General features: G+C 65.5%; 24 protein-coding genes. 21 read left to right on the top strand and 3 right to left on the bottom strand.

Annotated elements, in window-relative coordinates:
• Positions 1 to 33 precede the first annotated feature (33 nt).
• The 3 genes from merA to BM064_RS25010 are packed head-to-tail and all read right to left on the bottom strand — an operon-like array spanning position 34 to position 2,215.
• Entirely contained in the window at positions 34 to 1,458 is a 1,425-nt protein-coding gene (gene merA / locus BM064_RS25020) for a mercury(II) reductase (protein ID WP_245779283.1), read from the bottom strand.
• A 32-nt stretch (positions 1,459 to 1,490) separates the two neighbouring features.
• Positions 1,491 to 1,808 carry a heavy-metal-associated domain-containing protein gene (locus BM064_RS25015; protein WP_092865816.1) on the bottom strand — a complete coding sequence of 106 codons (318 nt, stop codon included), beginning with the start codon at positions 1,806 to 1,808 and terminating at the stop codon, positions 1,491 to 1,493.
• A gap of 17 nt (positions 1,809 to 1,825) precedes the next feature.
• The gene (locus BM064_RS25010; protein WP_092865813.1) at positions 1,826 to 2,215 is read right to left on the bottom strand and encodes a mercuric transporter MerT family protein; all 390 of its coding nucleotides are present in this window, start codon (positions 2,213 to 2,215) and stop codon (positions 1,826 to 1,828) included.
• A gap of 76 nt (positions 2,216 to 2,291) precedes the next feature.
• Here BM064_RS25010 and BM064_RS25005 point away from each other — a divergent pair, with 76 nt between their 5' ends.
• The 21 genes from BM064_RS25005 to BM064_RS24905 all read left to right on the top strand — a co-directional run.
• Positions 2,292 to 2,717 carry a MerR family transcriptional regulator gene (locus tag BM064_RS25005; RefSeq protein ID WP_092865810.1) on the top strand — a complete coding sequence of 142 codons (426 nt, stop codon included), beginning with the start codon at positions 2,292 to 2,294 and terminating at the stop codon, positions 2,715 to 2,717.
• Entirely contained in the window at positions 2,714 to 3,130 is a 417-nt protein-coding gene (locus tag BM064_RS25000) for an acyl-CoA transferase (protein ID WP_092865807.1), read from the top strand. Before BM064_RS25005 ends, BM064_RS25000 begins: the two co-directional genes overlap by 4 nt.
• A gap of 24 nt (positions 3,131 to 3,154) precedes the next feature.
• A complete protein-coding gene (locus BM064_RS24995) occupies positions 3,155 to 4,096 on the top strand; it encodes a phage tail tube protein (RefSeq protein ID WP_092865804.1) in 942 nt (313 codons plus the stop codon).
• Entirely contained in the window at positions 4,096 to 4,533 is a 438-nt protein-coding gene (locus BM064_RS24990) for a hypothetical protein (protein WP_092865801.1), read from the top strand. The genes BM064_RS24995 and BM064_RS24990 overlap by 1 nt, the downstream gene beginning before the upstream one ends.
• Positions 4,530 to 4,760, top strand: a complete 231-nt coding sequence (locus tag BM064_RS28540; RefSeq protein WP_425426195.1) for a DUF7697 family protein — start codon at positions 4,530 to 4,532, stop codon at positions 4,758 to 4,760. The genes BM064_RS24990 and BM064_RS28540 overlap by 4 nt, the downstream gene beginning before the upstream one ends.
• Positions 4,753 to 7,236: a phage tail tape measure protein gene (locus BM064_RS24985; protein ID WP_092865798.1), complete on the top strand. Its 2,484-nt coding sequence runs from the start codon at positions 4,753 to 4,755 to the stop codon at positions 7,234 to 7,236. The genes BM064_RS28540 and BM064_RS24985 overlap by 8 nt, the downstream gene beginning before the upstream one ends.
• Positions 7,229 to 8,356 carry a hypothetical protein gene (locus tag BM064_RS24980; protein WP_143103451.1) on the top strand — a complete coding sequence of 376 codons (1,128 nt, stop codon included), beginning with the start codon at positions 7,229 to 7,231 and terminating at the stop codon, positions 8,354 to 8,356. The genes BM064_RS24985 and BM064_RS24980 overlap by 8 nt, the downstream gene beginning before the upstream one ends.
• Positions 8,353 to 9,201 carry a phage BR0599 family protein gene (locus BM064_RS24975; protein WP_092865792.1) on the top strand — a complete coding sequence of 283 codons (849 nt, stop codon included), beginning with the start codon at positions 8,353 to 8,355 and terminating at the stop codon, positions 9,199 to 9,201. Before BM064_RS24980 ends, BM064_RS24975 begins: the two co-directional genes overlap by 4 nt.
• Before the next feature lie 27 nt (positions 9,202 to 9,228).
• Positions 9,229 to 9,477 (top strand): hypothetical protein, encoded by a 249-nt coding sequence (locus BM064_RS24970; RefSeq protein ID WP_092865789.1) that lies wholly within the window; start codon positions 9,229 to 9,231, stop codon positions 9,475 to 9,477.
• Positions 9,474 to 9,692 carry a hypothetical protein gene (locus tag BM064_RS24965; protein WP_092865785.1) on the top strand — a complete coding sequence of 73 codons (219 nt, stop codon included), beginning with the start codon at positions 9,474 to 9,476 and terminating at the stop codon, positions 9,690 to 9,692. Before BM064_RS24970 ends, BM064_RS24965 begins: the two co-directional genes overlap by 4 nt.
• 1 nt (position 9,693) lies before the next feature.
• Positions 9,694 to 13,035 carry a phage tail protein gene (locus tag BM064_RS24960; protein ID WP_092865782.1) on the top strand — a complete coding sequence of 1,114 codons (3,342 nt, stop codon included), beginning with the start codon at positions 9,694 to 9,696 and terminating at the stop codon, positions 13,033 to 13,035.
• Positions 13,032 to 14,027, top strand: coding sequence for an FscB (locus tag BM064_RS24955; RefSeq protein ID WP_092865779.1), 996 nt, complete (start codon positions 13,032 to 13,034; stop codon positions 14,025 to 14,027). The genes BM064_RS24960 and BM064_RS24955 overlap by 4 nt, the downstream gene beginning before the upstream one ends.
• The gene (locus BM064_RS24950) at positions 14,024 to 14,314 is read left to right on the top strand and encodes a DUF6127 family protein (RefSeq protein WP_092865776.1); all 291 of its coding nucleotides are present in this window, start codon (positions 14,024 to 14,026) and stop codon (positions 14,312 to 14,314) included. Before BM064_RS24955 ends, BM064_RS24950 begins: the two co-directional genes overlap by 4 nt.
• A gap of 74 nt (positions 14,315 to 14,388) precedes the next feature.
• A complete protein-coding gene (locus BM064_RS24945; protein ID WP_092865773.1) occupies positions 14,389 to 15,063 on the top strand; it encodes a YcbK family protein in 675 nt (224 codons plus the stop codon).
• Positions 15,060 to 15,317, top strand: a complete 258-nt coding sequence (locus BM064_RS24940) for a hypothetical protein (RefSeq protein WP_092865770.1) — start codon at positions 15,060 to 15,062, stop codon at positions 15,315 to 15,317. The genes BM064_RS24945 and BM064_RS24940 overlap by 4 nt, the downstream gene beginning before the upstream one ends.
• 279 nt (positions 15,318 to 15,596) lie before the next feature.
• Complete coding sequence (locus BM064_RS28555; RefSeq protein ID WP_143103450.1) at positions 15,597 to 17,888, top strand: helicase domain-containing protein; 2,292 nt, start codon at positions 15,597 to 15,599, stop codon at positions 17,886 to 17,888.
• Between the two features lie 14 nt (positions 17,889 to 17,902).
• Entirely contained in the window at positions 17,903 to 18,790 is an 888-nt protein-coding gene (locus BM064_RS27160) for a hypothetical protein (RefSeq protein WP_143103449.1), read from the top strand.
• A gap of 13 nt (positions 18,791 to 18,803) precedes the next feature.
• Positions 18,804 to 20,090: a BREX system ATP-binding domain-containing protein gene (locus BM064_RS24920; RefSeq protein ID WP_092865728.1), complete on the top strand. Its 1,287-nt coding sequence runs from the start codon at positions 18,804 to 18,806 to the stop codon at positions 20,088 to 20,090.
• On the top strand, positions 20,087 to 21,550 hold the full coding sequence (locus tag BM064_RS24915) for a BREX system ATP-binding domain-containing protein (RefSeq protein ID WP_092865725.1): 1,464 nt from the start codon (positions 20,087 to 20,089) through the stop codon (positions 21,548 to 21,550). Before BM064_RS24920 ends, BM064_RS24915 begins: the two co-directional genes overlap by 4 nt.
• Positions 21,543 to 23,576 (top strand): DEAD/DEAH box helicase, encoded by a 2,034-nt coding sequence (locus BM064_RS24910; RefSeq protein WP_092865722.1) that lies wholly within the window; start codon positions 21,543 to 21,545, stop codon positions 23,574 to 23,576. Before BM064_RS24915 ends, BM064_RS24910 begins: the two co-directional genes overlap by 8 nt.
• A gap of 356 nt (positions 23,577 to 23,932) precedes the next feature.
• A partial coding sequence (locus BM064_RS24905) for a transposase (protein ID WP_245779282.1) occupies positions 23,933 to 24,179 on the top strand: 247 nt, incomplete at its 3' end.

The raw sequence follows: 24,179 nt of genomic DNA, 5'->3' as shown, positions 1-24,179 counted from the left end.
GTGCCCCGGCATGTCCGAGATCGACGGCTCGCCTCACCCGGCGCAGCACGACAGCTTTGCCACGTCCATGTCGAAGGTCTGCGCGGCGAGTTTCAGGCCCTCGACCGTGGTGAGGTAGGGGAAGATCGTCTCGCCGAGCGCCCGGGTCGTCATGCCGGCCTTCAGCGCCATCACCAGCGTCTGGATGCTGTCGGCCCCCTCCGGTGCCAGGATCACGCCGCCCAGCAAGCGGTCGGTCCCGGCATCCGCAACCAACTTGATCAGACCCCGCGTATCGCGGGCGGCAAGCGCGCGGGGCACGTTCTCGAGCGCAAGCACGCTGGTCTTGACCTCGTGGCCCGCCGCGCGGGCCTGCGCCTCGGTCAGGCCCACCCCCGCCACTTGCGGGTCGGTGAACACCACCCAGGGCATCGCGGCGTTGTCGTAACGCATCGATCCCAGCCCGAGCGCATTCATCACCGCGATTTTCGCTCCATAGGCGGCCATATAGACGAACTGGTCGCGGTCGGTGACGTCGCCGGCGGCATAAACGCCGGGCCGCGTGGTAGCCATGTCAGGTCCGACGACGATGGACCCGCGACGGTCGGTCTCGATGCCCATCCCGGCCAGATCCAGCCCCTCGGTGTTGGGCACCCGCCCCGTCGTCAGGACGAGGTGGTCGGCCCGCAGGTCGCGGGCGGCCCCGTCCTGCGTCACGCTCAGCACCCCGCCGTCCCCGTCGCGCCGCGCGGCGCCATAGGTCACGCGATCGAGAATCGTGACACCCTCGGCGCGCAGGATCCCGGCAAGGGCTTCGGACACCTCCGGTTCGGCCTGCGGCAGGAGGCGCGAACGGCACAGGATGGTGACGCGCACCCCCAACCGCGCCATCATCTGCGCAAGCTCCACGCCGATATAGCCGCCGCCGAGGAAGATCACGCTTTCGGGAAGGAGCTCCAGGTCGAGCAACCGAGTGCTGTCGAGCGTCGGTATCGCGTCGATTCCGGCAATGGCCGGCACGGCGGGCCGCCCGCCGGTGGCGACAATGATCCTGGGCGCCGTGATCCTGCGCCCACCAACCTCGACCCCGCCCTCGACGAGCCGCGCCGGACCCTCGTCGATATAGGTCACGCTGTCATAGCCCGGCAGCAGGTCTGCGTATTTCTTCTGCCGCAGCGTCGCGACAAGATCGTCCTTGGCCGCGACCAGAGCCGACCAATCGGCAACCTGCGCCTCCCCCCTCAGCCCCGGGAACCGGGATGCCGCGCGGGCGCTATGCAGCGCCTCTGCAGCACGTATCATCGTCTTCGAGGGCACGCAGCCGACGTTCACGCAGGTGCCGCCGATGGTGCCATGGCCGATCAGGGCCACGCGCTTGCCCCCGTCGGCGGCGGTGATCGCGGCCGAGAACCCGGCCGACCCAGCGCCGATCACGGCGAGATCGAAGTCGCGCAGGGGCGCGCAGCAGTCGTCTTTCATCCTGTCATCCATCTTCTTGAGCAGGTATCGGTTCAGCCCGAAACGCGCGCCGGGTAGCCCGCGTTGGCCGAAGCGGTCGCGATTACCTCGGCGCTGGTCGCGGCGGGATCGAAGATCACCGTGGCGGTGCGGGCGTTGAAGTCGATCTCGACGCTGCGGACGCCCGCGACGCCCTCCATGGCGCGCTTCACGGTGATCGGGCAGAGAGCGCAAGTCATGTTGTCGACCGCGAAAACGACAATCTGCTCGGCGGCGACGGTCTGCGCCGTGGCAGGAGCGGCCGTGATCGGCGCAACAGCGGTCAGACCGGAGAGCGCACCGAACAAGGCGGCAGCGAGGAACTTCTTCATGGCCGTTTCCTTTCGGGTCAGTAGAGAAGCGGGGCCCACCAGCCGATGGTGAGCGCGGCAAGAACGAGGATGAGGGCGGCCCAGAGAGCGGCCTTGGTGATCCGCGTCGAGGCGGGGCTTGCGCAGTAGGAGCCGGGCTCGCAGACCACCGGTTTTCGGAAATAGACCTGCCGGAAGCCCGCGCCGATGAAGCCGAACGCGATCACGGCGAAGATGGGCTTGTAGGGTTCCAGCGCGGTCAGGTTGCCGATCCAGGCGCCGGAGATGCCCAGCGTCAGCAGCACCAGCGGCCCGATGCAGCAGGCCGAGGCAAGGATTGCGCCCAGCACCCCGCCCGCCGCCAGCCAGCCCCTGCGGGCCGGGCGATCCGCGCCCGCACTATCCGTTCTGTCGTCTGTCAGCGCCATATCGTGCACCTCTCGTCTGCGATTGACGATGGGTGTAAGGTCTGTAGCAACTACAGGCTCAAGAGGGAATCTGCCCATGACCGATCACGAGCGCGAGAGCGGCTTCACGCGCGGCGACCTGGCCCGAGCGACCGGCTGCAACATCGAGACGATCCGCTATTACGAAAAGACCGGCCTTCTGCCCGACCCGCCACGGACCGGCGCCGGATACCGCATCTATTCGGCGATCCATGTCCGGCGCCTGCGCTTCATCCTCCGCGCCCGGGAACTCGGGTTCCCGATGGAGGATATCCGGGGCCTCATAGGGCTGGAGGACGGCGCTGCGCCGACCTGCGCCGAGGTCAGGGACCGGACCGAGCGCCACCTTGCCGACGTTCGCGCCAGGATCGCGGATCTGAGGCGGATCGAAGCCGTCCTCGCGGCAACCGCATCCAGGTGTTCGGGCGCCGACGTTCCAGACTGTCCGGTTCTCGATGCAATTTCCAACCCGGCCGATCGATGACAACTCGCGAAACCATCCTCGCCGCGCTGCATGCGCGGCTCTCGGCGCTGCCCGCCACCGCCCTGCGCGGCGAGGTGTTGCCCGAACGCGTGCCGGCAGAAGGGCTCCTGATCCTGCGCGACGGTGAGCCGGGAGAGCCCGAGGTGACGCTCTCGCCGCTCGCCTACCACTACCAGCACCGCGCCGAGATCGAGGCGATGGTCCAAGGCGCCGACCGTGACACCGCTTTCGACACGCTGACCGCCAGCATCGGCACCGCACTGGCCGCCGACCGCACACTGGGCGGGCTCTGCGATTGGGTCGAAGCGGAAGCCCCGCGCTCGGTCGATCTGCCGGTCGAGGGCGCAGCCAGCCTGAAGGCCGCCATGATCCCGGTGATCCTGCACTATTCCACGGCCGATCCGCTCGGCTGATCCCGACAACCCGAGGAGACTACCATGGCACGAGCCCAGGGGGCGCGGGCGCAGATGGCGCTTGCGTTCGAGACGACCTATGGAGCGCCACCTGCCAGCGGCTTCACGCGGATGCCGTTCGCCAGCGCGACGCTGGGGGCGGAGCAGCCGCTCCTGAACAGCGAGCTGCTCGGTTACGGCCGCGATCCGCTGGCGCCGATCAAGGACGCGCTGACGGCCGACGGCAATGTCGTCGTGCCGATAGATGCGGAGGCCTTCGGCTTCTGGCTGAAGGCGGCCTTCGGCCAGCCGATCACCACTGGCACCGCTGCGCCCTACAGCCACGAGTTCCGCTCGGGCAGCTGGGTGCTACCCTCGATGTCTATCGAGACTGGCATGCCCGAGGTGCCGCGCTTCGCGATGTATTCGGGATGCATGCTCGACACACTGTCATGGCAGATGCAGCGTTCAGGCCTTCTTACCGCGGCCGCGAGCCTCGTGGCCCAAGGCGAGGCCATCGCCACGACTTCTGCCGCTGGCACGCTGGCCGAGATCGCTCTCCAGCGCTTCGGGCATTTCAACGGGGCGATCACGCGCAACGGCCAGCCCCTTGGCAACATCGTCTCGGCCGAGATCACCTATGCCAACAACCTCGACCGGATCGAGACGATCCGCTCGGACGGGCGCATCGACGGCGCCGACCCATCCATCGCGGCGCTGACGGGCCGGATCGAGGTGCGCTTCGCCGACCAGACGCTGGTGACGCAGGCGATCAATGGCGAGGCCTGCGAGATGGAGTTCGCCTACGTCCTGCCCTCGGGCGAGAGCTTCACCTTCACGGTGCACGCCGTCTACCTGCCGCGCCCGCGGATCGAGATCTCCGGGCCGCAGGGCGTACAGGCGACGTTCGACTGGCAAGCGGCGCGCGACAGCGTGGTCGGCCGGATGTGCACCGCAACCCTGATCAACGACATAGAGGTGTACTGATGCTCGCTCTCGACCTGACCAACGCTCCGCGCTGGCACGATCTCGCTACCGGCGTCCGCGTGCAGCTGCGCCCGCTGACCACCGCGCTGATGGTGGCGACGCGCAGCGACCCAGCCATCGAGGCAGTTCCCGAGGAGGCCTCTGACGAGGAGCGCGCCGTCGCCTTCGCCAAGGCTCTCGCGCGGCGGGCGGTGCTCGCCTGGGAAGGCATCGGCGATGCGGACGGCAAGCCCATCGAGCCGAGCCCCGAGGCCATCGATGCGCTGCTCGATGTCTGGCCGATCTTCGAGGCCTTCCAGCTGACCTACGTCTCCAAGGGCCTGCTGCTGGAACAGGAAAAAAACGCCTCCGCGCTCTCGCCGACTGGTCCTTCGGCGGGGGCGAGCGCTACTGCCAAGCCTGTGCGCAAGCCTGCCCGGACTGCCCGGCGCGGCTGAACCGTCCGGAAACGCCGGAGGGTTGGCAGGTCTGGGACCTGGTCGGCCGCCTTGGCGGCCAGCTGCGTGTCCTGCCCGGCGCCGTCATCGGCTGGGATCTGAGTGCTGCGCTCGCCCTCGGCGACGCCCTCGGCGTGCCGCCGCTCGCCATGGCCGAACTGCTGCCCGTCATCGAGGCGGTGATGGTCGCCAAGCTCAACGAACAGATGGATCATTCCAATGGCTGAGAAGCGCGTTTCTGTCCGCCTCGCCGCCGTGGGCGGACGGCAGGTGCGCGCCGAACTGGAAGGTGTCGGCGAGGCTGGTGCGCGCGGCTTCGGCCGGCTGAGCCGGGAGATGGAGGCGGCGAACGCCCGGCTCGCTGCTTTCTCGCGCCGGGTGCGCGTGGCCGCCGCTGCCGCCGTGGCAGCTGCCGCCGCCGCTGGTGTGGCGATGATCCGCTCCGGGCTTCAGACGGTGGATGCGCAGGCCAAGCTCGCCCAGTCCCTCGGGACTACCGTCGCCTCGATCCAGACGCTGGAGCGCGCGGGCGAACTGGCGGGCGTGTCGATGTCCGGCATCGAGCAGGCGACCAAGGATCTGACGCGCCGTCTCAGCCAGGCCGCCGCCGGGACCGGTCCCGCCGCCGATGCGCTGGACCGGCTCGGGCTTTCCGCCAACGACCTGATTGCCCTGCCACTGGACCAGCGGGTGGGCGCCATCAACGCCGCCATCGAGAGCTTCGTGCCGGTTGCCGAACGTGCGGCGGTCGCGGGACAGCTTTTCGGCGAGGAAGGCTCCATTGCCATGTCGCGGATCGACACCGCGACGCTCCGCCAGGCGACCGAGGACGTGCGCGCCTTCGGCGTCGTGGTGTCCGAGCAGGACGCGGACCAGATCGAGCGCACGAACGACGCGATCTCCCGGCTCGGGCTGATCTGGCGCGGGTTGTCGAACCAGCTCGCAGTCGCCGCAGCGCCTGCGCTGGAAGCCGTCGCCAACGCCATGGCGGCGGTGGCCAGCCGCACCGGGCCGCTTGGCATCGCGATCCGCGGCCTCTTCGACAACATCGGCCGCCTGACGACCTATGCTGCCACCTTCGCAGCCTTCCTGGCTGGCCGCTGGGTTGCAGGTCTCGCCGCTGCGGCGCTCTCAGTGCGCGGCCTCGCCACAGCGCTGGTCGTCCTGCGCGGCGCACTGATCCGCACCGGCATCGGCGCGCTGATCGTCGGCGCGGGCGAGCTGATCTACCAGTTTACGCGCCTCGTCTCGGGCGCGGGCGGGTTCGGCAACGCGATGGCGCTTCTGGGCGATCTCGCAAGCGAGGTCTGGGACCGGATCGGCATGGGGGCAGCGAGTGTCGGAGCCTCGGCCATGGCAGCCTTTGCGGACATTCAGGCCTCCGCGGCATCCGCCATGCAGGGCGCGATCGAGGCCGTGGTGGGCTTCGCCAATGCCGCCGTGAACAGCTTCGAGGGCGCCTTCGAGGCGATCAGGGCCGTATGGTCTTTGCTCCCAGCCGCCATAGGCGATCTGGCGTTCCAGGCCGCGAACAGTCTGATCGAGGGCGTCGAGGCGATGCTGAACGGCGTCGTCACCCGGATCAACGGTTTCATCGAGGGTGTGAATGCCGGACTGGAAGCGCTCGGCGTCGAGCGCCGGATCGGGGTCATCGCGGAACTCGATCTCGGCCGCCTCGAGAACCGCTTCGCCGGTGCGGCCACCGAGGCCGCAACGGCCGCGCGCGATGCCTTCGCCTCTGCCTTCGCCGACAACCCGCTCGCCGTGCCTGATCTCGGACTGACGGCAGCCGCCACCGATGCCGCGGCCTCGGCCGAGGCCTGGCGTCAGACGGCCGCCACGCTGGCCGACGGCGCGCTCCAGCCGCTGGCCGCGCTCGACGCCCTTCGCGCCGCGGTCAGCAACACTGGAACGGAGGCCGAGACGGCGCTCGATGGCGCGACGGTCGCTGCAGAGCGCTTCGATGCCGCGCTTTCCGGCGAGGACGGTACAGGACCGGCCGCTGCGCTCGACGAGACCGCCGAGGCGGCCGGGCGCGCGGGCGGCGCCATGCAGACGGCGGCCGATGTCGCGCGCCAGTCCTGGGACGCGGCGCGGACGGCGGTGGAACGCACGCATGAGATCGCGAAGGGACTGGCCGAAGACATCACCGGCCCGATCAAGGAGGCGCTGAAGTCGGGCGAGCTCAGCTGGCAGACCTTCGCTGGCGCCGTGGCCGGCATCGCGCGCAATCTCGCGAACCGCCTGATCGACCAGGCCTTCAAGCCGATCGAGGACGCGCTCTTCCGCGCCTTCTCCGGCGCAGGCACCGGGGGCGGTGGCGGCCTCTTCGGCTGGATCGGGAGCGCCATCGGCGGGCTCTTCGGGATCGGCGGCTTTGCCAGGGGCGGGGCCTTCGCGCAGGCCGGTGAGATCACGGCCTTCGCCCGGGGTGGCGTTGTCAACCGACCGACGGTGTTTCCCTTCGCGCGGGGGATCGGGCTCATGGGCGAGGCTGGACCGGAGGCGATCCTGCCCCTGCGGCGCGGTCCGGGCGGGCGGCTTGGCGTCGAGGCGAACAGCAGTGGCCCGGCACCACAGTCCGCCACCCGCATCGTCAACGTGCTCGATCCCGCCATCGTCGGGGACTACCTCGCGACGCCCGCAGGCGAGCGGCTGATCGTCAACGTGATCCGGCGCAACCGGGGAGGTCTGGATGCCTGAGCGGCTCTGGCCCTTCCCGGTACAAACACCGGTCACGGAAGTGCTCGAATGGTCGACGGATGTCCTGGTCACCGAGGCAGCCGAACAGCGCATCGCGCTTCGCACAAGTCCACGGTCCACGCTGACCCTCTCGCATCTTCTCGATGCCTCAGGGCTTGCTGAAGCTTCCGAACTCGGCCGGGCCCGACCGCTCGACGACTGGATCCTGCCGCTCTGGCATCTGGCACGCCCGGCAACGGCACCGGTCGATGAGACTGACATGACGGTCGTCGTCGACGCGACGGATGGCGCTTTCGACGGCGCTGCACTGGCCATCATCGCTGGCAATGGCGGCGGAGCGCATCTGATCGAGATTGCCGCCGTGCTGCCCGACCGGTTGGAGCTTAGCGCTGCCGCTCGGGTCAGTCTCGTACATGCCATCGTGGCCCCGGTCGGAACCGCTTTCCTCGCGCGGCCCGTCGAGATCGACCGCCGCCGCCAAGGGCTCGGGACGGTCACAGCGAGCTTTACGCTCCGGCTCAGCGACAGCAGCGCTGCTGCCAGCCCCTATCCCCAGCACCAGGGGCTCGACGTGCTGACCGATCCGGCCGTCCTGCGCCAGCCGCTCGCAGAGACGCTCGGCCAGACCGTGGAAGCCATCGACAACGGCTACGGGCCCATCGTGCTTGAACCCGTCCTCTCCCATGTCCAGCGCCGGTCGACCATCACGCTCATCGATCGGGGGCCCGGGCGGCTGACCCGCAGGCGCTGGTTGCTGTCCCTGCGCGGTCGCCAGCGCGCCTTCTGGCTGCCCACCTGGGGCCGGGAACTGGTTCTGCAGGCCGCTGTCACCGCCGGTGCGACGTCCATCATCGTCGCGCCGTTCGCCGATCCCTCGGTGTGGTTTGGCCGACACCTGATGATCGACCACCCGACCGGGCCGGTCTTCCGCGAGATCACCGCCGCCGCATGGGACGCTCTCGGGCTCCGGCTCTCTATCGTCGCGCCCGGCAAGGGCGTAGCCCTCGGCACGCCGATCCACCTCCTCCTGAAGGTCCGCTCGGACGCTGACCGGATCGAACTCACGCACGGGCCGAACCGGACCGAACTGGCGCTGCCGCTGATCGAGACGCCCACATGACCTACGATCTTGCCGAGACATCGACCGCAGAGGGGCGGCCGTATTTTCTCTACCTCTTCGCGGAAGGGGCTGCCGCCTGGCGTTTCACCAGCCGCGGGAGCGTCTGGACATCGCCGGCGGGCGCCATCGGCGACGAGACCGAGGATCTGATATGGGAGCCCTCGGCGGTCAGCCACGGCTCCGTCGTCCAGAGCAGCGACCCCCGTCGGGTGGACCTGTCGGTCACTTTCCCGCTCTCCGATTCATTCGCGCGCCGCTATCTCGGACCCCGGGGCCGGTCGGTGACGACGCTCACCATTTTCCGCGGCCACGAACAGGTCCCGGCCGAGGTGGTCGCGCACTGGAAAGGTCGCATCGTCTCGGCCCGGGTCGAGGGACGGCGCATCACGCTCCGGGCGGAATCGCTCTTCACCTCGATGCGGCGGGAGGGCGTGCGGGCGAAGTACCAGCGGCTCTGCCGCCACGCGCTCTATTCCCGCGGCTGCCGCCTGGACATCGAGACCTTCTTCGTGGGCGGAACCGCGACGGCGCGCTCCGGCCTCGAGATCACCGTGGCCGAGGCCGCGCTCCTGCCGGACGGCTGGTTCCGCGGCGGCGTCCTGCGCCACGCAGGCCTTCTCGGGTTCATCACGGGGCATATCGGAGACCGGCTGACGCTCGCGGGACGCATGCCGGAACTAGAGACGGCGATCGACGATCCGGAGGTGTTGGCCGTCGTCGACCTGGCGCCCGGCTGCGATCTCCGCCGTGACACCTGCGCCGCCAAGTTCGGCAATCTCCTGAACTTCGGGGGTTTCCCCGACATCCCCGGCCGCAATCCCTTCGGCGGCACCAGCATCGTCTGATCCGCCCCAATATCCCGAGCCCCGCCCATGGTCTGGAACTTCGTCGTCCAGATCGTCGCCAGCCTCGTGCTGACGGCGATCTCCTATGCGCTTTCGCCGAAGCCGACGACGGAAGCGCCGAAGGCGGCGGGGCTCGACGACTTCGACCTGCCGACCGCCGAGGAAGGCCGGCCGATCCCGGTGGTCTTCGGCACCGTTCTGCTGCGCGGCCCGAACGTCGTCTGGGCCGGCGATCTCAAGGTCGACCCGATCCGGAAGAAGGGGGGCAAGAAGTGAGGGAGACCCTCATCGTCCGCGCCGAGGACATCCGCGCGGCCCGGCTCTGCTTCCAGGGCGCGCGTCCCTGGTTCCGCCGCCACGGGCTCGACTGGCAGGCTTTCCTCGCTGAGGGGCTGCCCTCCGAGGTGCTGGCCGCCACGGGCGACGCAATGGCGCTGCGCGTGATCGCCGAAGCAGAGAAGCGCGCCGCTCGGATGACTGGCGAGGACTGACATGGGAGGTCGCTCCAAGTCCCAGACCGTCGGCTACAGGTATTCCCTCGGGGCGCATCTCGCGCTCTGCCACGGGCCAGTCGATGCGATCCGCGAGATCCGGGTCGACGACCGCACCGCCTGGTCGATCGGCACCGGCCAGACCAGTGCCGCGGGCACCGGCGTCGGCGCGCTCGCAAGCTACGGCATCGTGGGGGCAATGTCGGCCGCCGCCGCAGCCGTCGGCGACAGCGTGGCCGAGGTGACCTTTCCGGGCACGCTCGCAGGAATCCGCCTCGGCGCGAACTATGACCTGAAGCTCGGCACCGACAACACGACCCGCACGGTGACCGTGCAGGCCGTGAGCTACGACGGCGGCGCCGGCGCCACGACCTGGCTCGTCGAGCCCGCCGCCACGGCCTTCGCCGCACAGTCCGTCACGGTCACCGATGCCGCGAGCCTGCCGAGCCTCAGCGGCGGCGCCGCGGGTGGGCGTATCCGGATCAACAAGCCGAACCTCTTCGGCGGCGAGAGCCGCGAGGGCGGCATCGTCGGCGACATCGACGTCCTGATGGGCGGGACCACGCAGGGCCAGAACGACTACCTGGCCGCGCAGGCGGGGTCGAACGTGCCGGGCTATCGCGGCATCTGCTCGCTCGTCTTGCGGCAAGTCTATCTCGGCCTCAATCCCTACCTGAAGCCATGGGCCGTCCGGCTCACCCGGATTCTGCGCGCGGAGGACGGCAACGCGCAGTGGTATCCGGAGAAGGCGCAGATCGTGCCGGAGGTCCGGATCGGAGATGCCGCGATCTACATCGCCATGGACACCTCGGGCTCCATGTCCGGCAGCCGGATGGCGGCCCAGCGGACCGCCGTGTCGCGGCTCATCGCCGAGATCGGTGCGAACGCCCTGGAGCCGAACGACATCCAGATCGTCACCTGGAACTCGACCGTCTCCGGCACCATCCTGCGCCGCAACGCCGATGCCGCGGCCTATGGCGAACTCAAGGACTGGGTCGACGCGCTGCCGACCACCGTGAGCGGGGGGACGGATTTCGGGGCGGCGGTGAGCCAGGCGGGCGCCTTCTTCAATGGCGCGGGCGGCAAGCGGCGGATCCTGATCTTCGTGACCGACGGCGAACCGAGCCCGGCCTCGAGCCTCGAGAGCGCGAGGGCGACGCTCGCGGGCCTCTCGGAAGTCGACGTCTTCGCCTTCAACATCGCGCTCTCCGACACGAGCGCGACCTCCCAGATCGACAATACGCCCGTCGATGGCGTGCCGGTCGTGCCCGCGGGCGATCCCGAAGTGCTCGTCGCCTCGCTCCGCGCGGCCTTCGGCGAGGGCCCGGACATGAATCCGGCCCATATCATCCGGGAGTGCCTGACGAACCGCGACTGGGGTCTCGGCCACGGCTTCACCGACTTCGGCCCGAGCTTCGCCACCGCCGCCGATGCGCTTTTCGCCGAGGGGTTCGGTCTCTCGCTCCTCTGGCAGCAGGAATCGACGATCGAGGACTTCATCGCCGACGTCCTGAAGCATATCGACGCCTATCTCTACGTCGATCGCCGCTCCGGCCGCTGGGAGCTGAAGCTCATCCGGGCCGACTACGATCCCGAGACGCTGCCGATCTTCGACGAGACCAACGTCGTCGACTGGGGCGAGCTCGGCCGCCGGGAGGCCGCCGATCTGGTGAACTCGGTCACCGTGAAGTTCTCCGACGCAAGGACGGACCAGACCGGATCGGTCAGCGTCACCGACACCGCACTCGTCCAGGACCTCGGTCAGGTCGTCAGCGCCACGGTCGATTATCCGGGGATCCGTTACGAGTCGCTCGCCGTGCGCGTGGCCGAGCGCGATCTGCGCGCGCTCTCGTCGCCGATCCTCTCGGGCGAGATCACCGTCACCCGCGTCGGCGCCGATCTCGATCCGGGCGATGTGATCCGGCTCGTGAGCCCCCGCCGCGGACTTGAGGGCGTCGCGGTCCGCATCGTCGAGATCGATCACGGCGACGGACGCGCGAACGGCGTCCGGCTGCGCATCGCCGAGGACGTCTTCGGGCTCGGTGAGACGGCCCTTGTCGGCGGCGAGAGCGGCGATCCGGGACGGCTGATCCTCCCGCCGAAGCCGCTCGCACGCCGTTGGGTGACGGAGGCACCGTACTGGCTGCTCGTCCAGGAGCTGGGCCACGCGCAGGCCGATGCGCTGCTCGACGAGGATCCGGACGCGGGCGCGCTGGTCGCCGCCGGCGAGCGCCCCTCGGCCGATGCGCTCTCGGCGCAGGTCTGGACCGACAGCGGCACTGGTTACGCGCTCGAGGCGGGTGTCGAGTTCGTGCCTACGGCGCTCCTGACTGCGGATGTGACCGACGACCCGGCCGAGCGGGTTCTGCCGGTCGTCAGCTGGACGGGCCTCACGGACGTGACCATCGGCACGCTCGCGGCGATCGGCGACGAGCTCGTCCGGATCGACGGGGTGAGCGCCACGACCCTGACGGTCGGACGCGGGTGTCTCGACACCGTCCCGCAGATCCATCCCGCCGGCACGCCGGTGATCTGCTGGCAGCTCCTTGCCAACGCGAGCGAGGCGCGCTTCGCGGCGGGAGAGACCGTCGCAATCAGGATGCTGCCGGAGACGGGGTTCGGGACGCTGCCGCTCAGCCAGGCGCCCGAGGATCAGGTCACGCTCGCCTCGCGCGCCATCCGGCCGCTGCCGCCGGGGGACCTCCGCGGCAACGGCGTCTCGGTCGTGAACCCCAACGTCCTGAACCTCGGTCCCGTGCTCCTGACATGGGCGCATCGCGACCGGCTCACCCAGACCAGCAGCGTGTTCGATGCCTATGACAACGGCGACATAGGGCCCGAGCCAGGTGTGACCTACGCGCTCGAGATCCGCTGGGTCGATCCGGACACCGATGCGGTGGTCGAACCGCCCGCGGCGGTGATCGATGCGGGCAGCGCCACCAGCTTCACGCTCACCAAGGACGACGTACCGATCCTTTCGGCGCCGACCGGGACGAAGCATTTCGAGGTGCGGGTGCAGGCGCGTCGCGTGGCGGGCAGCGCGACCTATGAGGCTCGGGCCGCGCGCTCGATCCGGCTCTTCATGCCTGACGGCATCAAGGTCGCCGAGGCCAGCCTCTGGACCGAGTTCGGAGCAGAGGCTCGGCTGACGGTCCCCGAGACCGTCGTCTTCCTCGAGCTCGGCGGCGCGGTCCAGCTTGCGGCGGCCGACGCCGCGCTCTGGATCGGCTTCGGGGCGGACGCCCGGCTGAGCGTGGCGCGGGCCGATCTCTTCCACGAACGCGGCGGGGACGCGCGTCTCACCGCCGCCGCAAGCGCTCTCTACATCGAGGTGATCCCATGAGTTACATCCTCCATCTCGGCCACCAGGTCACGGATCTCTCCGGAGTGACCGGGCTGATCAGCACCGACGCCGCAGGCTTTGATCCGGCCTACGACGTCAACGCCGTCAAGATCACCGCCAGCAACAGTTCGTCCGTGCCCTTCACGGCTACATGGGCGGAGCCCACCGGCGATGTCTGGATCGGGTTCCGCTACCGGGCGCCGTCGGTCAGTGCGAACTACATCGCTCAGGACGGCATCTTTCTCGAGTTCTACGACGCCGCGAACCGGCAGGTCGGCCAGATCAGGACCGAGCGGGACGACGAGAAGTATCGCGCGATGGCCATGGGCGACACCAACGTGGACGGGGCATCGTCCTTCGTCGCAGCCACCAACCAGACCTACTGGATCGACGTGAAGATCGCCGTCGGCGCCGACATCACCATCCAGTTCCACGTCGATGGCGTGCTCCACAGCAGCGCTACCGCCGCCAACACCGGCGGCAAGGGCCGCCCCGTCCGCTGCGTCTGGCGCAACCTTTATCTCTTCGACTTCTACAATCCCGCGACTTGGTACTACGCCCACATCGCCGTGCTCGACGGCGTCTCGACCATTGGCCGGCGTTTCGCGCGGCGCACGCCGGACCTGGTGGGTACCTACGATGCCTTCTCGGGCGGGATCGACGCGATCAAGGATGGCGACATTGCCACCCGCGCCGCGAGTGACATCGCCGGCCAGCGGCTATCGTTCTCGCTCGCGGGTCCGACCGGTCCGGCCGGGGCCACGACGATCGCGGGCGTGCACGTGAAGCAGCTGGCCCAGCTCGGCACGGCCGGCCCGACCGGCATCGCAGGCTTCCTGCGCATGGGCGGCGTGGACTATGACGCGGCGCCTGGCACGCCTTCGGCCGACCTGCCATCGCCGGTCTATTCGAGCTGGGATCTGAACCCCGCCGACAGCAGCCCCTGGACGGTGGCGACGCTGCCGTCGGAAGCGGGGATCGTCTCGTCATGACACCGCCGCGCAACGACAAGGGCGACCTGAGGATGTCGGAGGCCGAGTTCCGGGCCTTCCTGTCCCAGGCCGCCGAAGAAGGCGCGAAGCGCGCGCTGGCCGATGCCGGGATCGACGGCAAGGATGCCGCCCTCGACATCCGCGATCTCCGCTCGCTACTCGACTGCATCCGCTTCGTCCGCCGCACCGCCGTGCAGACAGCCGTCCATCTGATCACCACCGGCGTCATGCTGGCGCTTCTCGCCGGCATCGCGCTGAAGCTGAAGATCTTCGGCGGCGGTCCATAGCCTCTGCCTTTCCCATTCATGAACCTGCCGTGACCCGCCCTCCAAGGCGGGTTCTTCGTTTCTGGAGGATCCCCATGACAACCACCTTCTACGACCACTGGCGCGACGTGCCCGAGAGTGCCTGGCGCTGGCCGAACTTCAGCCCGGCCGAGATCGCCTGCCGCGGGACGGGCAAGCTGCTGATCAACGAGCTCGCTCTCGACAAGCTGCAGGCGCTCCGCGACCGGCTGGGCAAGCCGCTGATCGTTCGTTCGGCATACCGCAGCCCAGAGCATAACCGTGCCGTCGGCGGAGCGACGCGGTCGAAGCACATGGAGGGCGCTGCGTTCGACATCGCCATGGCGAACCATGATCCAGCGGCGTTTGAGGCGGCAGCACGCGAGGTCGGGTTCCTCGGTTTCGGTTTCTACCCGCGCTCGGGTTTCATGCATGTCGATCTCGGCCCTGCACGGCAGTGGGGCGAGCGGTTCCCCGTGCGGTCCGTGCCCTTTGCGGCGGAAACGCCTCCAGCGCGCGAGGCTCTGGCTGACAGCCGCACCATGAAGGGGGGTGGTGCAGCCGGAGTGGCGACGCTGGGCGCTGCGGGCGTCGAGGTGGCGCAGAGCGTCCTCGCCGAGACCCAGACCGCCATCCTTCCACTGGTGCCCTATCTCGACACCATGCGCTGGGTGTTCATCGCCGTCGCGCTCGGCGGCATCGCAGTCACGATCTATGCCCGCCTCGATGACTGGCGCCGGGGGCGGCGGTGATCGGCGGGCTCCTCACAGGGATCGGCGGATTGGCATGGGCACGCACGGCGCTCCGCTACGGCGTCACCACCCTCGCGATCCTTCTGTTTCTGCTGTCTCTGCGCCGCTCCGGTGAGCGCGCCGGCCGGCTGGCAGAGCAACTCGAAACCATGGAGAAAACCCATGACGCCCAGCGACGGATGCTCGAGGCGGCGACGCGCCGTCCTCGTTCTCGCGACGATCTGGCTGAGCGGCTGCGCGACGGTTCGTTCTGAGGACGGGAGGCTCGCGACGTGCCCGCCGGTGGTCGAGTATGGCAGGAAGTTCCAGGCGCGGGCGGCCGAGGAGATGGCGTTGCTGCCACAGGGATCGGCAGTCTCGGAGATGGTGAGCGACTACGCCGTGATGCGGGAGCAGGCTCGTGTCTGCGTGGGCCGCCTCAGATGAACATTGGCTTCGCTCGCGCGCGCGAGAAAACGGAAGAACCATCATCAGGCCCGCTTGTCAAGAGATACGCAAAACGCATACCCTGATCGGGATTGATGAGGGTGGCCATGAACGCACCGATTGAGCACGATGACTTGAGCAAGCGAATTTCACGTGACCAAGCGAACGCGCTAGCAGCAGTTCGATGCGCGCAGCATGAGCTCGCCCAGTTTCGAGCGCCTGTGCTCTCTGGAAGTGTACTGCACGGCCCCACCGAACACGATCTGGGCCGCAGGGACTATGCAGATAAGCGTCTCGCCGCCCTCGAAGCGATCATGTCGGACCCATTCCAAGCCATGGTCGAAGTCTACACCGAGGTTGTGGGCGAGCGCGGTGAGGTCATCGAGAAAGAGCAGCTCTGGTATGCGAACGTTGAATCCTCAGTGAATGAAGTATTTCGGGATGGGTCTTCCAACATTGCCGTTCTATCCTGGACGCATCCGGGCATCCAGTTGGCTCTATCCACAGACCTCGGTGACTTCCGAGACGTGAAGGCAAGTGGCTTCAAGCTTCGTAGTGTTGAACCGCTAGCAAAAGCGCGCTTCGACGCTGCGCTGCCACAGATATCGGCAGTCTACCAGCCTGGTGGTGCAGTGCGTCCTCAACGGGCTGTGCAGCCGAAGACCGGGTTGAAGGCTGTCAAGCTTGAGATGACGAAGGATCAGGTGCAGGCCTTCGTTTCGCGGATGAGCGGCCTCATGATCGTGACTGGCGCACCGGGATCAGGAAAGACAACCGTCGCGTTTCAGCGGATTCGCTTTCTCTTTGATCAGCAGGACCAGCGCGACGACGGAGGTCGGCTGGTGAAGTACGCGCCAGACCTCACGCGCGTTTTCCTGGCAAACGAAAGTCTGGCTGGTCAGGCAAAGACTCTCCTGAGCAAGCAGCTATCGATCCCCGCATCTGTCGTCGAAGGCGTCAACGACTTTGTCAGTAACTATGTCGATCAGGTTTGGCTTTATAAGCACAACGCGCGCCCACGGCAGAAAAGGCTTTCTCAACTGGAGATAGCGGCGAGAAGCGCCATTCTGGGGCTTTCTGATCAGCACGACCTCGTTCGGCTTTGGGAGCTCTACGAGCATCAAGTGGCAGACCGTCTGCAACATGGAGCGGATGCCAAATGGGCAAGCCTGACACCAGGTGCAGCGACCCAGCTCGCGTCGCTGGCGTCGGCACTCCGGCGATCGGCAGAGACCGCCAATTTGGGGCGTGATCCGGCATCGTCGGCTCTTTCCATGGCAGCGGTATTCTCAAAGGTGTCGCAGCCATACGCTGATGCGCGCGATCGCATGAACTCAGCCGAGCGTCGTCAGTTTGATGAAGGATTCCAGCAATGGCTGTACTGGGTGTACGACCCGCTGAGCGCCATCGCGGGCTACTTCGGAGCAAGAGAGTCAGAGGCGGCACACCGGATGCGGCGCGGCACCGGAGGGCGTGTGAACGAAGCTGAGGTCCTCGCCAACGCTCAACGTGAATGGAATGATCGGACCTACGGCCCCGAGGATGTTGCGTGGATCGCCTGGCTTCTTCGCTTTGCTCTGCCGACAGAGTTGGAGCCTCAAGGTCGGTTCAGAGAGATGCCATCGGCGCTGGGCCCGGCCACAGTTGACGGCGATCGGTGGACGCACGTCGCCATTGACGAGGCTCAGGATCTTACGGTGGCGGAGGCGTCGCTCCTCGGCTCGCTCGTCGACCCCGACGGCGCACTGACCGTTTCCGCAGATTTCCGGCAAATCGTGAGTCCCGTTCAGGGCATGCGCAACGCCGAAGCGCTTCACATCGGGCGCTCCCTGCGAGGCAAGGGTGCTGAGCAGATCTATCCGTTCGCTCGCAACATGAGGCAGAGCAAACAGATCGGTCGCTTCCTGCAGGGCTTCTACGAGGTTGCCTTTCGAGAAAGGCCGACTTTTGACGTGAACAGCACGCTGGAGGACAAGAAACCCCAACTCATTGTGGCGCCGCACCAGGACCATGCTCGCCGTATAAAGCAGCTTGTCGCGGTTCTGCGCCGATCTGATGTGGTCTCGAGTATCGCTCTTCTACAGATCAACGAGGATCAGCAGGCGCTGAACGTTCTTCGCGAGGAACTGGCTGCCCTTGACGTTCCTCTTGCGCCGATTTGGGTCGCATCCGGCGACGGTCTGCTGACGTCCTCGGTGGAGCGCATCAAGGGCCTCGAGTTTGATGCATGCATCGTGCTGGGCCTCGAGGGCGTCGAGAGCGCAGCACTGAATTTCACCTTGAACCGGGCGTATGTCGCGCTTTCCCGGCCTGCGCGCCGCTTGGCCCTGATCTGCAGCGAATATCCGCCGCTGCTCCGCAAAATGGACAAGTCACTCTTTGATGTGACTCAGTCCTGAAAGAAAGAAGAACAATGTCAGACACAGCCGACGCCCAACTCTTCCCGGAACTTGAAAGATACGTTGAGAAGAATGGGCTTCTTGCAAACGCAAAGGGAATTCTTGCAGCGCGCTTGCCGCGTATCCTTGGGCAAGGAAAGACCCGTGCAGAGGGACTTGATCTCCCTCCAGCTGCAATTGAACGACAGCAAGAGTTGCTTGCCTTGTCGCTCCCGGAAGATGCAACGAAGGATCCTGGGGTTCGACGTGAAATGGAGGCAGCTCAAAGGGCTGTCGACGAGCATGCAGACCATATGCGGCATCCGGAGAACCGAAGGCGCTTCGCCCTGCAGGTACTCCGCCAACTCGAAGGGGTGACTACGGGTAACAAAGACAATCACTTCTTTGCTGACCGTTTTGTCTTGGTGCCAGACAAGAGTGGCTTAAGTTGGTCGTGGTCGATGACGCCACACTACGCCATGATTTCGAAGATTCCGGCGGATGTCGAATACGTAGTAAGAGCCTACGAAGCTTCTGAACGCATCGTCGAGAAGTGGACGATGCCTGTCGATCGTTTTCTGGATCGGCTTTCACTCGCATGGGGAATGGCGCGACACTTCAACGAAGACGAAAACGTACTAATCGCGGATGTTGCGCGTCTCTTCAAGGTTGCCGTGCAGGATGACCGCTTCTGGAACAGCCCGGCGCGAAGAAACTTTGAGGACGTTCCCGAGGCTGTTTTTATTATCAACTTGATAAACTGGCGTCGAAATCGCGATAGCGCATCAGGCCCCAACTTCGAACTCGTGCCTGCAACTCTCAATCAAGCGCATGGCTCAAAGTCACGTGCATTTTTCGTTCCCGGAAACACCGAAGGCACCATCGTGCGGCCGATGATTTATATCCGGCGCGTGGGAAAGTAATAGGGGTGACACGATGACAATTGCCATATCTAAGATCGATGCCCGGCGCTTGATCCAAAAGCTTCTGAATGCCCCAATCGCACCCGGGCGCGACTCCTACTTCATCAATGTTGGCACAGAACCAATTATCGATGCGCTTGATCAAAATTATTTCCGCGGTGATCTCGCGGACGGCATTGGGTGCTTCAAGTACCTCGAGGGCGATTATGGAAGCGGAAAAACGCAGTTCATAAACAGTCTTGCTCAGCGAGCGTCCGAGAACGACGTCGTAACTGCTCTCGTTACCGTCGGCGCCGAGTGTCCGTTTAATTCCCCGGCGGCCATCTTCCGCGCCATTATGGAGTCGTTCCAACCGCCTGCTGACGCCGATACCGGAGATGCAAAGGGTATCGAGATCCTGATCGACAGTTGGGTCAGTACGCGAATACGGCAACTTGGCGCTGAGCCAGGTGACGATGTCCCTGATCTAGTCCAGCGGCAGATTGAGGAGCAACTCGGCGGTCTGTGGAAGGGAGCGCCGGATACGCAGATGGCCTCGGCGTTGACCGCACTGAGCAAGCGTCTCCTGAAGACAAACTGCGGTGCCACAGCAGCGGTAGCCGATAGCGAACTGATCTCATGGATCAGGGGCGACAACGTCCGCTCGACGGGGCTGAAGGCGTTAGGCCTCTTCGAACCGGTACGAGATGATAACGCCTTCCGGCGCCTGAAGACGGTCATCGCGTTCCTTCGTACGCGGATGGCCTATCGCGGATTTCTGATCGCGTTCGATGAAGGAACCCGCACGTCTTCCTTTAGACGCGGGTCTGCCAAGCAGAAGCAAGCCATCGAAAACCTCCTCACAATGATCAACCAGAACGCCGAAGGCGAGTTTGGCGGCGTGATGTTCTTGTACGCTGCGACACCCGACTTTCGATCAGAGGTGATCAGTACATATCGAGCGCTCCAGGATCGCATCGGGACGGTCGCATTTTCGCGTGGCAGTCCGCTGGTGCCCCTGATCAACATCGAAGAAGCCAACTCTGAGAATGTCATCTTTCAGATTGGCGACCGACTTCTCGCGGTTTTTGCCAAAGCATACGATATCGAATGGGATGAGGGTCTGCAGAAATCGAACATGAAGGCTATTGTCGAGGCGCAGAAGGATCGCCTCTTCGAGACGCCCAAGCCGCGCTTCTTCGTTTACCAGTACTGTCGCTTCTTGAACAACCAACGCGAGGCCCAACGCGCAATCAGCAACGAGCAGGCTAGCGACTTTGTGAACGACAACGAACCTCCTCTGGAGGGGGAGGACGCGTGATCAAGCCTGGTGATCAAGTTGAGCACGAGGAATTCGGCATCGGCCAAGTTCTCGCTCTGCTCGGCGAGACGGCTACCGTTGAGTTCTTCGGAGAGACGTTCGATGTCGAGGTTGGAGAACTGCTGCCTCGTCCGAATGGCAGTAGTCCGGTCATAAACTCGGCGCCAGTACGAGAAGGCACCGACTTAGCCTTCAGGCAATCGTTCGAGGCAGTCAATCTGGGAGTGGTGCCATCGAACCCCGACCAACTGATCAAGCTGACGATAGGTGGGGACCAAATCTCGGCCAATGTGCGCAGCATCCTTGATGATGCTCCTCGCAGCGGCGCGTCTCGTATCTTCATGGGTTACTATGGCTCAGGCAAATCCCACCACCTGAGGCTTGTGAGAGCTATTGCGCTGCGTGAGGGGTGGGTGACGGCATCGATCGAGCTCGACCCAAAAGCTGCCGATCCGGCCAAGCCGTTCTCGGTCTACCAAGAACTTATCACAGGCCTAGAGTTCCCGATGCGCAGCGATGGCAGCCGGAACGAGGACTTCTTCGATCTCATCAAGGAGATTCGAGATAAGTGGATGGACGTGCGGTCGCTGAAGTATCTGAAGGCATCGCAGTGGTTTGGGAACGGCATCGAAGCGCTACAGTTTCTTGCGCATCGCCGCGACGACCCTGAGTATGTCTCCGCGGTCAACTGGCTGGCCGGACAGGTCAAGCTCATTAGTGCAATACGGAAGGTCACGTGGCGGGAGGGCTACCGGGGGAAGATCCCGACGATGCCACAGACCAAAGACACCGGACTCATCTATGCGTTTCACTTGGTCGTTCTGCACGAAGTGCTGAAGGCGTTGGGATATCGGGGCTTGGCCTTGATCATCGATGAAGCGGAGCACGTCAGGACTTATTCAATCAATCGGTACCTTCGGGCGAACAATTTCTTCGATGTGCTAGCGCGATGTGCGCATCCCCCTCGAAAGGACCTTCAGGATCCAAATTGTGATTACGACATGACGGGAGTTCCGCCGTTCTGGCGAGAAGGCCCGCACTTCGGTTTGTTCGTCGGCTTGACTGAGGGTGAGGACACGCAAGACCTCAAGAGAAAGGCTGGTGAGATGAGCGTGCTTATTCACTCGCCGGATGAGGTCGTGCACCTCGCTCCACCGAGTGCTGCTGATTACGAGGCATGGGCAATCCGTTTCTTGACCGAGGCCTCAAGCCACCTTGGGCCAAAAGTGGACTTGCTTTCGGATCCAGACTTGTGCGCGCAGATTGCTGCCGTGCTGAGGGAGCGGTTCGAGCAGATACCAGACACCGAGAAGTTGCTTCGGAACTGGACGAAGATGGCCGGTCTTCCGGCCGCGGTGCTGCTGAGCCAGTCAGCGGCCGTAGGGCACAATGAGCTACTCGCGATTATTGATGACGCAGCGAAGCAAATTTCAGGGGAGGTGATGCCCTGGGATGAGTAACAGCCGAGCCGAACTGGCGCGTATGATGCCGGACGCCTTTTCGATATTCTTCGCCGGACGGCAGCCATATCCGGGCCAAGCGTCCGTGATGCCGGAGATCGTTCGTGGTCAAAACGTGCTGTTCGCCGCGCCGACAGCTTCTGGCAAGACGGAAGCGGCCGTCGCGCCCCTCTATCAGCGGCATGTAAGTTTCCGACGCGGGGCTTTGTCCACGATCTATGTGGCGCCGACCAAGGCGCTCGTAAATGACCTCTACGAGCGCCTGGTCACCTACTTGGGCATCAAGCACCCCGGGACGATCGCTCGCTACACTGGCGACCGCCATGAGTACTCACGCGCAGAAGGGGCGTTCTGCGTCGTTGTGACCCCGGAGGCGCTCGACTCTCTGCAGCTTAGGCACCCGGAACTTCTGCATTCGGTGCGATCGGTGGTAGTGGACGAAATTCATCTGCTCCATGGCCAGGCGCGCGGCCAGCAACTGCGGCACGTGATCTCTCGTATCCGGAGTGCGGCCAAGCCGCCACGGTCTCCTCGGGACAACTTTCAGATCGTTGGAATGACCGCGACGCTGGACGACATGCCGGCAGTTGCGGCGCTCTGGCTCGGCGAAGACGCGAAGGTACTGTCTCATGGCTCGCCGCGCGAAATCGATCTAGAGCTCGTCGATGTCGTCGTCGAGGAGCCCGGACAAGCAGACCGGGCTAAGGCCCGGCAGCTCGCGCGCTGGCTCGAGAGGGCGGGCGCTGAGAAAGTGCTCGTCTTCACAAATTCCCGCAATGGTGCGCACGCCATGGCGGCGCATCTTCACGAAGAGCTCTCCGGCACCCGGTGGCCGGTTCATCTCCATTTTGGGGCCTTGCCTGCCGGTCAGCGGGAGCGCGTAGAGGAACAGATGCGAAGCGATCGATTTGGCGTCTGTGTGGCCACATCGACGTTGGAGATCGGGATCGACATCGGAGACGTTGATACCGTCGTACTCGCCGAGATGCCGCGAAGCGTTAACGGCTTCCTACAGCGGATAGGTCGCGGAAACCGTCGAACTGGGACCTGCAGAGTGGTCGGATTCCGGAGCTCCGACGACGACGAACAGCTCATGCAGGCGTTGCTGGACTGTGGTCGCCGTGGAGACCTTGACGACGTGTATGAGTACGATCGCCCGTCAGTTCGGTTTCAGCAGGTACTTAGCCTTGCCTGGCGCGCAACTCGCGAGGACCGCTCCCTAACGGAGAAGCACTTGGCTGCCGAAGCCGGAACAGCCGAGCACACTCGGGTCGTGCATGACATGCTGGCGACGGGCTGTCTCGTGGATTTGCGCGGGGCCCTCGTGCCGTCTGATCGGCTGATCGATGAGGGAGATGCGGGGCGGATCCATACCGTCATCGCCGGCGGGGTCAGTAGCTCCGTCGTCGATATCCGCACTGGCGACACAGCATTCCGTGACGCGGACGCAGCGACCACAGGTGGCGCCCTGTTCCACGCCGGCGCAATGCGACGGCTGCTGGCGGGAGGCGATGGGGCGGCTTACCTCGGAGATAATGCCAAAAAGTCTCACCCTCTCGCCAAGATCAAGGCTACTGGGCCTGCTCTACCAACGAGCCGTAGTATCATATGGGCGCTGGCACGTCTCAATGGGTATGATCCGGCTCGTTGGCAATTGAACGGGGGAACGCTTTTGACTTGGGGTGGGCAGACACTGAATGCTCTGCTTGCTGCAGTTTTTCGAAGGTCAGCTCCTGACCGAAACTTTTCTCCGAGCCCAACCGCAGTTTCCGGAGACATCTTCGCGATCGATCTGTCGATTGAATCTATCCGGGACTTGGCCAAGGGTATCGAGACGGCAAACGATCTCCCCCTTTCCGTCGCTTCGAAGTTCGTAGGCCCAAGCCGCTTCATCGGGGAGCTGTCAGATGCGCTTGTGGCAGAGGAGAAGCGACGTGCAGTCCCGTGGGCGCTCTTGCATCGCTGGCTTGACCGGGTCGAAGGCATCGACCTCGGAGGATCATTGCCCATGGAAAAGCGGAATTGAGTGCAGGTACTCTGACGCTGCGTACCAGGAATTTTCAATTGTTATATAAAACAAAGGCTTAGACTGGAGAAGGTTGGATGTGAGGCCCATCCCCTCCGCCATTTCCCCCCTTCAGACGAACGAGTCTACACGAGCCTCCGAGGCCCGGGCCTCGGCTGCCGACGCGGCATCCAAGCTGTAGTCGAGCCCGATGACGGCTCCCGGCTCGCAGCGACGCCGGCGGACGCCGTTCGCCTGGACTTCCGAACGAGCGGCCGTAAGCGGGGCGGGCGCCCCCTGTCTGGCTGAGCGCGCCCGGTGATGGTCCCCTTGCCGACGATTTGTTCGGGCATGGGAGCGCCGCTTTGCAAAGAGGTTTGCAGCGTAGACTGGCCAAAGATGGTGATGCGCCGGGCCGGGTCGAGGTGCTCGATCATCCCGGCGGTCGCCGGTTCTGGAGCGACGAGGCCAAGGGCCGGATCGTGCTGGAGAGCCATGCAGCGGGCGTGCGTGTGGTGGACGTCGCACGGCGGCACGGGGTGGCGCCGCAGCAGGTGACGACCTGGCGGCGCGAAGCCCGGCAAGGCAAGCTGGCGCTGCCGGTCGAGGACGATGCGGGGTTCG

Origin of the sequence: Albimonas pacifica (assembly GCF_900113695.1) — a bacterium.
Taxonomy (GTDB): Bacteria; Pseudomonadota; Alphaproteobacteria; order Rhodobacterales; family Rhodobacteraceae; genus Albimonas; species Albimonas pacifica.
Note: the sequence above shows the minus strand (reverse complement) of the source record. Positions and strands in the feature narration are given on the sequence as shown.